Below are 12,563 nucleotides of genomic sequence, written 5' to 3' on the forward strand. Positions count from 1 at the left end.
CTTACTTCTGGCCCTGGTTCGCAACCGCAGCAGCACCTGCCGCAGCCGCCTCCGGGTCGAGGTACGTGCCACCTGGGTTGAGCACCTTGCCCTTGCTGTCAATCTCGTAGACCAGCGGCATGCCGGTCGGGATGTTCAGACCAGCAATGTCATCGTCGGAGATGTTGTCCAGGTACTTCACCAGCGCGCGCAGCGAGTTACCGTGCGCAGCCAGCATGACCGTCTTGCCGTCGAGGACCTCAGGCAGGATGACGTCGATGTAGAACGGCAGGAAGCGCTCCACAACGTCCTTCAGGCACTCCGTGCGAGGCACCTCTGGGAGGAACGCGTAGCGCACGTCGTCGGTCTGGGAGTACTCGTTGTCGGCGTCGATTTCTGGTGGCGGGGTGTCGTAGGAACGACGCCAGCTCATGAACTGCTCTTCGCCGTACTCCTCGCGGATCTCGGCCTTGTTCAGGCCCTGCAGCTTGCCGTAGTGGCGCTCGTTGAGGCGCCAGTTACGCACAACTGGGATCCAGTGGCGGTCCGCAGCGTTCAGCGCGATATTCGCGGTGCGGATCGCGCGACGCAGCAGCGACGTGAACACGATATCCGGCAGCACACCCTTTTCTGCCATCAACTTGCCGGCGTTGACAGCTTCCTGCTCACCCTGCTCGGTCAGATTGACATCGACCCAACCGGTGAACTGGTTAGACTTGTTCCATTCACTTTGTCCGTGGCGGACAAGAATCAACTTTCCGTTCGTCATGGGTCCAATCATGCCACGAATCGTATGATTTTTCTTTAAGGTTGGGTCATATGATCCACGCCAACGCCGTCGCCGCCGCGCTCTCCGTCGCACTTCTCGCACCTGGGGCCCCATTTCGTGTCCTCCCGGAGCAGCCGCCGACCACGATGCGAGTGGGCAATCACACAATTTCCATCCCCAAGCACGCCAGCGCCGCGTCCTGCTCCCAAGGCTTCAGCGGCACCATCAACGGCCAGCTCGTCATGCTCACCGCCGGCCACTGCTTCGACCTCTCCCAAGACCTCGACAACGAGACCACCGACGTCATGCGCACCCACCGCGTCGAAGTACCTATCGACGCCAGCTACCGCCCCATCGGCACCCCAACCAACCTCAAACCCTCCACCGACTACGCCGACGTCTACCTCCCCTCACAGTTCTTCTGGGACACCGTCAACACCCCGGACTGGGGCGTCGTCACCGCCGCTCCCGACACCCCGGCCACACGCATGTCTTTCTCGCGCGACGCCAACGGCCACGCCCACGGCGCACCCCGCGAACTGCGCTACATCCAGGACACCCGCAACCTGCCCTACAACTACTTTGACACCTCCAACTTCGGCCAGCCCATCTGCAAAGACGGCGCCACCACCGGCCGCACCTGCGGCCACCAAATCGCGCGTTCCCGCAACAGCATCTACTCCTGGGGCCTGCACTACGAGCACGGCGACTCCGGCGGCATCAACTACGACCCACGCGACGGCGCCGTCCTCGGCGTCAGCTCCATGGGCGTAGGACCCCTCGGCAAAGCCCAGCGTGCCGACCGCATCATCGAAGACGCCTTCAACGTCCCCGACGGCAAAGTCAACGAAGCCTTCACACTCCCCGATTCCACCGCACCCCACGGCGACTTCACCCCACTCAACCAAGAACAGGGCGCCCTCATGCACCAGATCATGCAGGACAACCCCGAACTGAAACCGCGCAAGACCGGCAAGCAGGGCTTCGACGAGGCGGTCGCCGCCGCCCAACGCGACGCCGACGTTGCCGCCCAGCGCGCCGGCCAGGTCCGCACCGTTGAGCAGGCGCAACGCCTCGCCGCCGACGTCTCTGGTGCGGTCGATCACCACGCGCAGCAGCTCGGCAAGTGGGGCGCCGTCGCAGCGGTGGAGGCGCTTGGGACGGCTTCACTCAATTGATGGATAAATGCGCCATCCCTTGGCAAAGTCCGTCCGACAACCTTTTGGTTTTACAACCTCACAGCCAGGGGACCGGCACACCCCAAGCCGCTAACTGAGGGCCAGCCGCGTACACAGCCCCACCAAGCGCAGCCAAGACCGCTAGAGCTATCCGCAAGGCCAAAATCGGCGACCCTTTGGCAAAGGTTGAAGCATACTTCGCCAGGGCCACATCAGCTTGAGTGTACGGTTGGGACGGGCAAAGAGGTCCACCAATTGCAGGCTGGATTGGAGACTTCTTCAGCTCACGACACTTCGCTGCTTTTTCTTCTGATGTCACCCCCCAGCGGATCGCCTCGCTCATCTCTTCAGACTCCTCACGATGCTTGAATACATACCCCATCGTATCGGCGAAATCGAACACGTTGTCTGTTTTGCTTGACTCCGCTACGCTGCTTGCTGCTTGGGGCTCCGTGACTTCGGCACAAGCGCTATGGGTAGCCCCAGATGCCGCCACAGCCACTGTGACCATTCCGGGTACAAGAAATCTAAATTTCATCATCTTCACTTTCCGCACAACGAACCTCCGCAGGAGCCGCCTGGGAGCTTCGAGCGCTCATGGATGCCAAGGGACTGACGGTTAAATTTCGCCGTAACGCCGCCTTGCTCAAGCTCGGTGCTTCTGAGCTTGAGCAAGGTCTTAATCTATACCGTTTTTGTCCCCCAAGCCAGAGGCGATTCTTACAGCCGATCCAGACCCCGGAACGGTTCTAACGTCGCTTGGCCAACGGCGCGAACCGGACTGTGCGCCCAACCTTCGCACAGAAAAACGACCAGGGGAAACGATGCGTCGTCGCCCCCAAAAGAAGGAATCTGGTGCATAGATTAGGGAGCCAGTGATAAAGGACGCAATCCTCCCTGCACGCCGACTACGGCAAAACCCCAGGTCGTGAAAAGGGGGTTGCGTCTTTTGTCACTCGGCTCGGCTGGCGTGACACCAAATTCTCCCATGCAACCCCAGTGACCTGGAGAAACGCGACGGTGCCCTCCCCAAATCAAGGAATCTGGTGCAGCCCCCACAAACACGCGATTAGCTCCCGATGGCCTTCCGGTCGCAGAGGCCGCGGTCGAAGTGGTCGAGGGTGTCCTGATAGATGCCGGTGAGGTCGTGGGCGCTTTCGCGCCAGCTGAACCTTCCCGCTTGGGCGACGGCGGTTTGGCCCATGGCGATGCGGGTGTCGTCGTCGTGGAGGAGCGCACCGATGGCGCTGGCCCAGTCGGCGGGGTCGTGGCTGGGGACGAGGGTGCCGGTTTCGCCGTCGGCAACGACGATCGGCAGGCCGCCGACGGCCGCGGCAACCACGGGGGTGCCGGTGGCTTGGGCTTCGACGGCGACGAGGCCGAAGGACTCGTTGTAGCTGGGCACGGCAACGATGTCGGCGGCTTGGTACACGTTCACGAGTTCCTGCGGCGGCCGCGGCCCGAGGAAACGCACGATGTGACCCACGCCTTCTTCTTCGGCGAGGCGCTGGTACGTATCGACGCTCACCCCGCCCCCCGAAGCGCCACCGCAAATGAGGACGCGCAGGGGGAAGTCGACCCCGTCGCGAACCAGTTGGCCGATGGCCCGGATGAGCACCTGCGGGCCCTTGAATTCTTGAAGGCGGCCAACGAAGGCGACCACTTTGGCGTGGACGGGGATGCCGAGGTGGCGACGTGACATTTCGGTGTTGCGGTTGGTGCCGGGGGTGTAGAGCTCGGTGTCGGCGCCGGGGGTGACCACGGCGATTTTGCCGGCGTCGACGTCGTAGTGGCGGGACAGTTCGGTGATTTCGTCGTCGGTGTTGACCACGAGGCGGTCGGCGTTGTCCACGAGTTGCTGTTCGCAGATGCGGCGGGCTTCGCTTTCGGAGCTTTCGGCGCCGGATGCGTAGGCGTTTTTGACGGCGGCCCAGGTGTGGCCGGTGTAGATGAGGGGGACGTCGGCAAGTTCGGCGAGGAGCCAGCCAACCTGGCCGGAGAGCCAGTAGTGGGCGTGGATGATGTCGTAGTGGGCGTCGTAAATTCGGCAGAACTGTACGATGCCGCCGGCGAACGTGGCCAGCTGGGTGGGCAGCTCTTCTTTGGGCAGGCCTTCGTAGGGGCCGGCGACGATGTGGATGACCCGGAAGCCGGGCTCGACCTCAACGATTTGTGACTGGCTGGGGCGGGTGGCGCGGGTGAACACGTCGACTTCGATGCCTTGGCGCGCGAGCTGTTGGGCGATGTTGAGGATATACACGTTCATCCCCCCGGCGTCCCCGATGCCGGGCTGTTCGAGGGGCGAGGTGTGCATTGAAATCATGGCGACGCGCATGTCCGCCAGCGTATTACATCACCGCGTGGCGGTGCCACGACCCGAAGTCGGCTGCGACGGTCGCGGCGAGTTGCTGGTAGGCGCGCAGGGTGTCGGGTGCGAGGCGGTCCATATCGACGACGGCGCCTTCGGCCAGGTGGCGGTCGTATGGGATGGCGTGGACGGCGCGGGTGCGGGTGGCGAAGTGCTCGGTGAGCCGCTCCATGTCGATGGTGGGTTTGCCCGGCGCGCCCGCGCTGATGACGACGACCGCGTTGGAGGCGAGCTGGTCGTAACCGTGGAGGCTGAGCCAGTCGAGGGTGGCGGCGGCGGACTGGGCGCCGTCGAGGGCTGGAGAGGTGACCAGGACCAGCGCGTTGGCGAGGTCGAGGACGCCGGCCATTGCGGAGTGCATGAGGCCGGTGCCGCAGTCGGTGAGGATGACGTTGTAGTGGTGTTGCAGGATGTCGATGGCTTTGCGGTAGTCGAGTTCGGAGAAGGCTTCGCTGACGGCCGGGTCACGTTCGGAGCCGATGACTTCGAGGCGTGAGCTGGCCTGGTTGGTGAATGCGCGGACCTGCGGGTATCGCGAGGTGTCCTGCGCGAGTAGGAGGTCGCGGATGGTAGCGGGCGAGTTGGCGGTGGCGCGTTGCGCAAGCGTTCCGAGGTCCGGGTTGGCGTCGATGGCGATGACGCGGTCGCCGCGGGTTTCGGCAAACACACCGCCGAGGGCGATGGTGGTTGTTGTCTTGCCGACGCCCCCTTTCAGTGACATGACGGCGATCCGGTAGTCGCCGCGTAGGGGTGCGCGGATGGCGTCGATGAGTTCGTCGCGTTCGGCTTGGGCACGAGAGCGCCCCGGGTTGATGCGGCCGCGGCTGGCGGTATGGACGAGTTTGCGCCAGCCCTGTTTCGGTGGCGCTTTCACGGGATCGACCAGGTTGCTTTGGTCGAGGCCGGTTGGCGGTGTGAGGTCAGTGGTGGCGTCGAAAAATGTGGTCAATGGAATTCCCCCCTTGTGTTTCCCCAGTGGCCCACGAGCGTACCTGATGTGGGAAAGTAGCAAAACCTACCAATCCGTAGGTTATACTTTCCCTCACCTACTTTCCACTATCTAACAAAGGAGTGTTCATGGGTGCCTACGAAACCAAAGCCTGGCTCGCGCACTACCCCGAATGGACCGACCCGAACCCGATCGTCGGCAGCGACACCCTCGTCAGCCTGTTCAATACCGCCGCCACGACCCACCCGGACCGCATAGCCACCTGGTTCATGGGCAAAACACTCACCTACCAGGCCCTCAACGAGCAGGTCAACCGCCTCGCCGCCGGGCTGCAACGCCTCGGCGTGGCCCCCGGCGACCGCGTTGTCATCGCACTGCCGAACTGCCCACAGCACGTCATCGCCATCACCGCGATCCTGCGCATCGGCGCCGTCGCCATCGAGCACAACCCGCTCTACACCGCCTACGAGCTAGAGAAACAATTCTTGGACCACGGCGCGCGCGTGGCCATCGTGTTCGACCGGGAGGCCGACACCTTCCACGCACTGCAGCAAACAACAGCACTGGAGACGGTCATCGCCGTCAACCTTATCGACGCCATGCCCCGCCACCTGCAGCTCGCCCTGCAGGTGCCGCTCGGGTCGGTGCGCGCGCAGCGCGAGGAACTGCACAAACCCGCGCCGAACGCGATTGCGTGGGAGTCACTCGTGGCAAAGTCGACAGCCCCCACGGACCTGCCTGCCATCACACAGTCCGACACCGCGTTCATCCTGTACACCTCCGGCACCACCGGCACCCCGAAGGGCGTGCCGCTGACGCACACGAACGTGCTCTCCGTCCTCGCCGCCGGCGCACAGTGGGTGAAGGACTGGGGTGCCGTTAACGAGAAGGTGCTCGCCATCTTGCCGATGTTCCACATCTACGGCCTGGCCCTGAACTACGGGTTCCCGCTGACCGTCGCCGGCCAGATCGTGCTCGTGCCAGCACCGAAGCCGAAGCTCTACCAGCAGGCCATCCTGAAGACTCGCCCCACGCTGCTGCCCGGTGTGCCGCTGCTGTACGAGCGGATTGCGCAGTGGGCCGTCGAGAAGAATGTGGACCTCTCCTCGTTCCACAGCTCAATCTCCGGCGCCGCAACCCTGCCGCAATCCACCATTGAACTGTGGGAACGGGTCACCGGTGGGCAGCTCATCGAAGGCTACGGCCTCACCGAGACCTCCCCGTGCCTGTGCGGCAACCCCCTCGACGGCAACCGGCGCCCCGGCTACATCGGCGTGCCGTTCCCGAACACCGACATCCGCATCGCCAACCCGGACAACCCCAGCGAGACCATGCCCGACGGCGAGCCGGGCGAACTGCTCGCGCGCGGCCCGCAGGTATTCTCCGGCTACCTCAACAACCCCGAGGCCACCAAGCAGGCATTTCACGACGGCTGGTTCCGCACCGGCGACATGGCCGTCATGGAGCCCGACGGCTTCATTCGTCTGGTGGCACGCATTAAGGAAATCATCATCACCGGCGGCTTCAACGTCTACCCAGACGAGGTCGAGGAAGCAGTGCGCACGCACCCGGACGTCGAGGACGTCGCGGTCGTGGGCCGCCCCCGCGAGGACGGCTCCGAGGACGTCGTCGCCTGCGTCACCCTTCGCGACGGCGCCCCACTCGACCCGGACGGTCTGAAAGAGCACGCCCGACAACGCCTGACCCGCTACAAAGTGCCACGCACCTTCTACCACTTCGAGGACCTCAACCGGGACCAGACCGGCAAGGTCCGGCGACGCGCGGTACAGCAGGAATTGGTGGCCATGCTGCAGCCCACCCAATAGGTTACGGTAGCGTAGGGTAGTGCCATGACCTTGGACGCAAACACCAAAAAGCCATGGCTGCAGTACTACCCCGAGTGGACCGAGCACTCGCTCGAGTACGGGTTCACCACGCTGCCAGGCATCTACGACGACAACCTGGCACGCAACGCCGACAAACCGGCAACCAGGTTCTTCGGCCGCTCCATGACGTACGCCGAGCTAGATAAAGAAGTCCGTCGGGCCGCCGCCGGGCTGAAAGCTTTCGGCGTGCGCAAGGGTGACCGCGTGGCCATCCTGCTCCCCAACTGCCCGCAGCACGTCATCGCCTTCTTCGCGGTGCAGAAGCTTGGGGGCGTCGTCGTCGAGCACAACCCGCTCTACACCGCCAATGAGCTGCGCCCCCAGTTCCAGAACCACGGGGCGCGCGTTGCCATCGCCTGGGACAAGGCAGCCGACACCCTCGAAACGCTGCGCGCCACCACCGACCTGGAAACGGTCATCTCCGTCGACATGACCAAAGCCATGCCGAAGCTGCAGCAGCTCGCGCTGCGCATCCCAATTGCGAAAATCCGTAACGCCCGCGAGCAGCTCACCGTGCAAAGCTCCAACACGGTGCTCAAGACGGTGCCGTGGGAGACACTGCTCGGCTCCGCTATCGGTGGCGAAGGCGACGACCTCAACACCGAAGCCGATATCTCCCCCGAAGACCCAGCGCTCATCCTCTACACCTCCGGCACCACCGGGGAGCCCAAGGGCGCGGTGCTCACGCACAAGAACCTGCACGCCAACGCGTGGCAAGGCGTCGCCTGGGTCAAGGACCTGCAGTCCGAGACACAGCAGCGCATGCTGGCCACCCTGCCGTTCTTCCACGCCTACGGGCTGACATTCTCACTCACACTCACGGTGCTCATCGGCTCCGAAGTGGACCTGCTCCCGGCACCAAAAATGGACCTCGTCATGAGCTCCATCAAGAAGTTCAGGCCCACCTTCATCCCCGGCGTGCCCACCGTGTTCGAGCGAATTATCGACGCCGCCAACAACGAAGGCCTCAACATCGACGGCGTCAAAACCGGCTTTTCCGGCGCGGCCTCCCTCCCCGTCGAAACCATCGAGGCGTGGGAACGCGTCACCCACGGCCACCTCGTCGAAGGCTACGGCCTGACAGAGACCTCCCCAATCCTTATCGGCAACCCGGGCACCCCGGACCGTCGCGCCGGCTACATCGGCATCCCCTTCCCGGACACCGAGATCCGCATCGCCAACCCGGACAACCTGGATGAGGACATGCCCTACGGCGAACCCGGCGAGATCCTCGCCCGCGGCCCACAAGTCTTCAACGGCTACCTCAACAACCCCGAAGCCACCGAGCAGGCCTTCCACAACGGCTGGTTCTGCACGGGCGACCTCGGCGTCATGGAGGAGGACGGCTTCATCAAGCTGGTCTCCCGCCTCAAGGAGCTCATCATCACCGGCGGGTTCAACGTCTACCCCGCCGAGGTGGAAACCGTCATGCGCACCCACCCCGATGTTGTCGACGTCGCCGTCGTCGGTCGCCCCCGTGAGGACGGCTCCGAAGACGTCGTCGCCTGCGTCACACTTCGCGACGGCGCCCCACTCGACCCGGACGGCCTGAAGGACTTCGCGCGCAAGAACCTCACCCGCTACAAGGTTCCGCGCACCTTCTACCACTTCGAGGAACTACCAAAGGACCAGCTGGGCAAGCTATCGCGCCGCAAGGTGCAGGAGGAGCTCCTGTCCCGGCTGTAGGTGGCTAGATCGACATCCCGACCCACACTGGCTCCGGCACCAGCCGGACGCCGAAGGCGCGCTCCACGCCGGCCTGCACGTCGCGGGCGAGTGCCACGATGTCGTCGGTCTTGGCGTTGCCCCGGTTGGTCAGCGCCAGGGTGTGCTTGGTGGACAGGCGGGCCGGGGCATGCTCGCCTGGGTAGCCGCGAGGGAACCCGGCGCGTTCGATGAGCCAGGCGGCGGATAGCTTCACACGGCCGTCTTCCTGGGGGTAGCGCGGCATCCCCTCGATGCCGATTGCGTCAGCGACCGAGGCGTCCACGATCGGGTTGGTGAAGAAGGACCCTGCGGACCAGGTGTCGTGGTCGGCTGGGTCGAGCACCATGCCCTTCGCCCGGCGCGTCTCCAGGACGGACTCGCGTGCCTGCGCCAGTGGTACGCGTTCACCGCCGAGGTGGCGCAGCGGAATCGAAAGGTCTGACCTGGTCAGCTGCAGCTCGATTTCGAGGACCACGGCGCGGTGGGTGAACTTCAGGTTGGAGTAGCGGTACGCCAAGTCGAGGGTGTCCGCCCCGACCCATTCGTCCACGCCGGTCTCCCGGTTCCACAGGCGGACGCGGTGCAGCACGTCGGCGATCTCGGCGCCGTAGGCCCCCACGTTCTGCACCGGGGTGGCCCCCGCGGAGCCGGGGATGCCGGACAGGGCTTCAATGCCGGACAGGCCGTGTTCCACCGCGAAGGCAACCACGTCGTCCCAGACGGTGCCGGCGCCGACGCGGAGCAGGGTGTCGTCGATAAGCTCGATGCCCGCGTTGCGCACAAGCACCGCCGTGACCCCTTGCGGGCCGTCGGCGACGACAAGGTTGGAGCCGCCGCCGACGATGAGCAGTGGCGTGCCCGCGGCGTCGAGGCGCGCGGCCGTCGCCGCGAGGTCCTCGGCGGTGCCGCAGCGGATCACATCGGCGGGGGTGCCACCGACGCGCAGAGTTGTCAATGAGGCAAAAGATGTATCAGACACCCCATCAACGGTAGTCTGTTCACTATGACTGCACGTAGTGAAATCACCGTAACCATCAACCACCCTGCGCAGAAGGTGCGCGACGCCTTCGCAAGCAAGGAATACTGGGAGTTCATCGCGGAGAAGCTGTCGCCGGAGCCAGGCCAGCTTCACGAGTTCGACGGCTCCACCGCCATCCTCTTCGAGATTCTGCCGAAGTCCATCCTGCCCGAGGCTGCGCAGGCCATGATTTCGCAGGACCTGAAGCTGAAGCGCACCGTCAACACCGGCGAAGACCCAATCACCTTCACCGGTGACGTCAAGGGCACCCCGGTCGACTTCGGTGGCGAGATCACACTGACCGACAACGGTGACACCACCTCCCTGGCCTACGACAACGAGGCCAAGGTAGACATCCCGTTCATGGGCGCTGCGCTGGAGCCAAAGGTTGCTGAGGCGCTCGAGGAGATCGTCGAGAATGAGGCGAAGCTCACCGAGGAATGGATCACCAACAATCTCTAAGCACCACCACAACCTGCGCTCGCAAGCGGGCCGCGGCCAGCCCTACGGGGTGATTACCCGTGGCACGACCGGCATCAACCGGCTGCGGCGCTGCGATCGATGGACCCGCCACAACGCGCGGGTCATTTCGCTTTTGCGCGAGGGGTGCCCGCTGGCACTCGACGTCGGCTACGGCGCATCCCACACCACCACCTGCGAGTGGGCGGGCTGGCTGCGGCGCATCAACCCCGACGTTGAGGTCGTGGGGCTTGAGATCAACCCCGAGCGGGTACTGCCGCCGCGCGACGGCGTCCGCTTTGAGCTCGGCGGCTTCGAGCTTGCCGGCTACCGGCCACATCTGGTGCGCGTGTTCAACGTGCTGCGCCAGTACGACGTCGCGGAAGTGCCCGACGTGTGGCGCACCGTCACATCGAAGCTTGCCCCCGGGGGTCTCTTCATCGAGGGCACCTGCGACGAGCTCGGCCGCCGCAGCACCTGGGTGCTTCTCGACGCCACCGGCCCCCAAACGCTCACCCTGTCCTGGGACCCATTCGACATTTCGATGCCCAGCGACCTGGCCGAACGCCTGCCGAAAGCGCTCATCCACCGCAACGTTCCGGGCGAACGCATCCACGACTTTCTTCGCGACGCCGACTCCGCCTGGGAACACGCCGCAGGTTGGGAACCGCACGGGCCCCGGGTGCGGTGGCGCCACGCCCGCGAGGCACTCGCCCGCGACTGGCCAATCACACCGGTGCGCCGCCGCCTCAGCGACAACACCGTCACCGTCGACTGGGCAGCTGTAGCGCCCCGCGGTGAGTCGCTACACTAGTGCGCATGAAAACCGTCTGGAAAGTCCTCATCGGCATCCTCGCTGCCATCCTGGTCCTGTTCATCGCCGCTGAAGCCGGCACTCGCGCCTACATCGGAAGCCAGATGCGTGACCAAGCCCCGGAGGGCACCGAGGTTTCCTTCGGTACCTCGCCACTGACGCTCGGCATGCTGAGCGGCACGATCCCCCACATCACGGTGACCACACCTTCCACTCTGGTGGTCAACGGCGACGAAACCTCCGGCCAGCCCGCCTCCACCGTAGAGATGGACTCCATCAAGGTTGATGCCAGTGGCCAATCCATCGCGGACACCCTGACCGCCACCACTGAAGTCCCGAGCGAGTTCGTGCGCGCAACGCTGAACAAGCAGCTGCAGCAGAACATCAACAACGACTTCTTCTCCGCGCTGATCAACGTATCCGAGGTGACCACCGCCCCCGAGGACGGCACCTTCACCGTCGAGTTCAGCGGTGGCGCCGCGGCGGTCTCCCTGCGCCCCGTCATCGACGACGCCGGCACGTTCTCCGTCCAGGCAGTCGACACGTCGCTGTTCGGCAACACGCTGCCGGATGAAATCTCCTCAGCGATTACTGACGCGCTCACCAACGGGTTGGCCGAGTACACCGACCAGGCGATGCGCATCACCGGCTTCGACGTCGTCCCCGGTGGCCTCCGCGTCACGATGCAGGGCCACAACGTGGACTTCGCCGAACTCCAGGCCTACCAGCCGTAGTTCCCCCGCAAAATATTGTTGATCTGCGGCCGCACATCAAAGAAATACACACCGATGGCGACCGCGCCGATCCACGCCACGAACGGCAGCGACAGGATGCAGGCGAACGCGGAACCGGCCAAAATCGCCACCCACGTGCCCTTCGACTGACGCCCCGCCGCCTCAAACGCATCCGGGCGTGTCGATGCCGCCATCACTGCCCCCACGATGCCCGCGACGGCCAGCACCCAAAACAGCAGCGCGTTCGCCATCACGGGCAGCGACATAATCAGCTGCTCACTGGTCAGGGACGCAACCGACATTAGTTCTTGCCGCCGAACTCAGCGACGCGCTCCTGCACACGCGCAACCACGGAGTCGATGCGCTGCTTCGCGTCGTCGGCATCAATGCTGCCAAACGCGTCGCGGATCTCCTCAGCAACCAGCTTGAGGGCGTCCTTTGCCTCGTCGGCCTCGGCGGAGTCGCCAATGTTGCGGACGATGGACTCGGCGTCGCTTGCAAAGGAGGACACTGCGTCCTTCAGCTCCTTGTCGTCGCCAGCACCATCGAACGTGCTGCGAGCATTGTCAACAGCCTGCTTCAGCTGCTCAGTCACATCGTCACCCAGCTTGCCGACGGCCTCCCCGACCGACTGCCCAGCAACCAGCAACGCATCCGCAATATCGCGCAGACCAGAATTCTTCTCAGACATAATCCTTCTCC

At 64.4% G+C, this 12,563-nt stretch carries 13 protein-coding genes; 6 read left to right on the plus strand and 7 right to left on the minus strand.

Features of this window, described 5'->3' with window-relative positions:
* Nucleotide 1 precedes the first annotated feature (1 nt).
* A complete protein-coding gene (locus tag BJP07_RS06215) occupies nucleotides 2–748 on the minus strand; it encodes a phosphoglyceromutase (RefSeq protein ID WP_071566638.1) in 747 nt (248 codons plus the stop codon).
* Between the two features lie 50 nt (nucleotides 749–798).
* Between BJP07_RS06215 and BJP07_RS06220 the strand changes: the two genes are divergently transcribed.
* Nucleotides 799–1,926 carry a hypothetical protein gene (locus BJP07_RS06220; RefSeq protein ID WP_071566639.1) on the plus strand — a complete coding sequence of 376 codons (1,128 nt, stop codon included), beginning with the start codon at nucleotides 799–801 and terminating at the stop codon, nucleotides 1,924–1,926.
* A 58-nt stretch (nucleotides 1,927–1,984) separates the two neighbouring features.
* Here BJP07_RS06220 and BJP07_RS06225 read toward each other — a convergent pair whose 3' ends face one another.
* The 3 genes from BJP07_RS06225 to BJP07_RS06235 form a co-directional block, all read right to left on the minus strand.
* On the minus strand, nucleotides 1,985–2,482 hold the full coding sequence (locus BJP07_RS06225) for a hypothetical protein (RefSeq protein ID WP_143109689.1): 498 nt from the start codon (nucleotides 2,480–2,482) through the stop codon (nucleotides 1,985–1,987).
* A 513-nt stretch (nucleotides 2,483–2,995) separates the two neighbouring features.
* Nucleotides 2,996–4,261, minus strand: coding sequence for a D-inositol-3-phosphate glycosyltransferase (gene mshA, locus BJP07_RS06230; RefSeq protein WP_071566641.1), 1,266 nt, complete (start codon nucleotides 4,259–4,261; stop codon nucleotides 2,996–2,998).
* A gap of 13 nt (nucleotides 4,262–4,274) precedes the next feature.
* Nucleotides 4,275–5,243 carry a MinD/ParA family protein gene (locus tag BJP07_RS06235; protein ID WP_071566642.1) on the minus strand — a complete coding sequence of 323 codons (969 nt, stop codon included), beginning with the start codon at nucleotides 5,241–5,243 and terminating at the stop codon, nucleotides 4,275–4,277.
* 128 nt (nucleotides 5,244–5,371) lie between these two features.
* Between BJP07_RS06235 and BJP07_RS06240 the strand changes: the two genes are divergently transcribed.
* Together BJP07_RS06240 and BJP07_RS06245 are read left to right on the plus strand one after the other, a co-directional pair.
* On the plus strand, nucleotides 5,372–7,069 hold the full coding sequence (locus tag BJP07_RS06240) for a long-chain-fatty-acid--CoA ligase (protein WP_071566643.1): 1,698 nt from the start codon (nucleotides 5,372–5,374) through the stop codon (nucleotides 7,067–7,069).
* A 30-nt stretch (nucleotides 7,070–7,099) separates the two neighbouring features.
* A complete protein-coding gene (locus BJP07_RS06245) occupies nucleotides 7,100–8,815 on the plus strand; it encodes a long-chain-fatty-acid--CoA ligase (protein WP_369822327.1) in 1,716 nt (571 codons plus the stop codon).
* A 4-nt stretch (nucleotides 8,816–8,819) separates the two neighbouring features.
* On the opposite strand, the gene BJP07_RS06250 is transcribed toward BJP07_RS06245, so the two are convergent.
* Complete coding sequence (locus BJP07_RS06250) at nucleotides 8,820–9,878, minus strand: UDP-N-acetylmuramate dehydrogenase (RefSeq protein WP_071566667.1); 1,059 nt, start codon at nucleotides 9,876–9,878, stop codon at nucleotides 8,820–8,822.
* Here BJP07_RS06250 and BJP07_RS06255 point away from each other — a divergent pair.
* The 3 genes from BJP07_RS06255 to BJP07_RS06265 are packed head-to-tail and all read left to right on the plus strand — an operon-like array spanning nucleotide 9,840 to nucleotide 11,861.
* Complete coding sequence (locus BJP07_RS06255) at nucleotides 9,840–10,316, plus strand: DUF2505 domain-containing protein (protein ID WP_071566668.1); 477 nt, start codon at nucleotides 9,840–9,842, stop codon at nucleotides 10,314–10,316. The genes BJP07_RS06250 and BJP07_RS06255 overlap by 39 nt on opposite strands.
* Entirely contained in the window at nucleotides 10,309–11,127 is an 819-nt protein-coding gene (locus BJP07_RS06260) for an SAM-dependent methyltransferase (RefSeq protein ID WP_071566669.1), read from the plus strand. Before BJP07_RS06255 ends, BJP07_RS06260 begins: the two co-directional genes overlap by 8 nt.
* Before the next feature lie 5 nt (nucleotides 11,128–11,132).
* Complete coding sequence (locus BJP07_RS06265) at nucleotides 11,133–11,861, plus strand: DUF2993 domain-containing protein (protein ID WP_071566645.1); 729 nt, start codon at nucleotides 11,133–11,135, stop codon at nucleotides 11,859–11,861.
* On the opposite strand, the gene BJP07_RS06270 is transcribed toward BJP07_RS06265, so the two are convergent.
* Both BJP07_RS06270 and BJP07_RS06275 read right to left on the minus strand, forming a co-directional pair.
* A complete protein-coding gene (locus tag BJP07_RS06270) occupies nucleotides 11,849–12,163 on the minus strand; it encodes a DUF2516 family protein (protein ID WP_369822326.1) in 315 nt (104 codons plus the stop codon). The two genes, BJP07_RS06265 and BJP07_RS06270, sit on opposite strands and share 13 nt — an antisense overlap.
* Nucleotides 12,163–12,552 (minus strand): CGLAU_01105 family protein, encoded by a 390-nt coding sequence (locus BJP07_RS06275; protein WP_071566646.1) that lies wholly within the window; start codon nucleotides 12,550–12,552, stop codon nucleotides 12,163–12,165. The genes BJP07_RS06270 and BJP07_RS06275 overlap by 1 nt, the downstream gene beginning before the upstream one ends.
* Between the last annotated feature and the right edge of the window lie 11 nt (nucleotides 12,553–12,563).

Source organism: Corynebacterium sp. NML130628 (genome assembly GCF_001875665.1).
Lineage (GTDB): Bacteria > Actinomycetota > Actinomycetes > Mycobacteriales > Mycobacteriaceae > Corynebacterium.

Excerpts from the sequence above, each read along its gene's own strand:
- BJP07_RS06270 (WP_369822326.1), bottom strand. The coding sequence starts at position 12,163 with ATGTCGGTTGCGTCCCTGACCAGTGAGCAGCTGATTATGTCGCTGCCC.
- BJP07_RS06215 (WP_071566638.1), bottom strand. The coding sequence starts at position 748 with ATGACGAACGGAAAGTTGATTCTTGTCCGCCACGGACAAAGTGAATGG.
- BJP07_RS06255 (WP_071566668.1), top strand. The coding sequence starts at position 9,840 with ATGACTGCACGTAGTGAAATCACCGTAACCATCAACCACCCTGCGCAG.
- BJP07_RS06265 (WP_071566645.1), top strand. The coding sequence starts at position 11,133 with ATGAAAACCGTCTGGAAAGTCCTCATCGGCATCCTCGCTGCCATCCTG.
- mshA (WP_071566641.1), bottom strand. The coding sequence starts at position 4,261 with ATGCGCGTCGCCATGATTTCAATGCACACCTCGCCCCTCGAACAGCCC.
- BJP07_RS06220 (WP_071566639.1), top strand. The coding sequence starts at position 799 with ATGATCCACGCCAACGCCGTCGCCGCCGCGCTCTCCGTCGCACTTCTC.
- BJP07_RS06240 (WP_071566643.1), top strand. The coding sequence starts at position 5,372 with ATGGGTGCCTACGAAACCAAAGCCTGGCTCGCGCACTACCCCGAATGG.
- BJP07_RS06275 (WP_071566646.1), bottom strand. The coding sequence starts at position 12,552 with ATGTCTGAGAAGAATTCTGGTCTGCGCGATATTGCGGATGCGTTGCTG.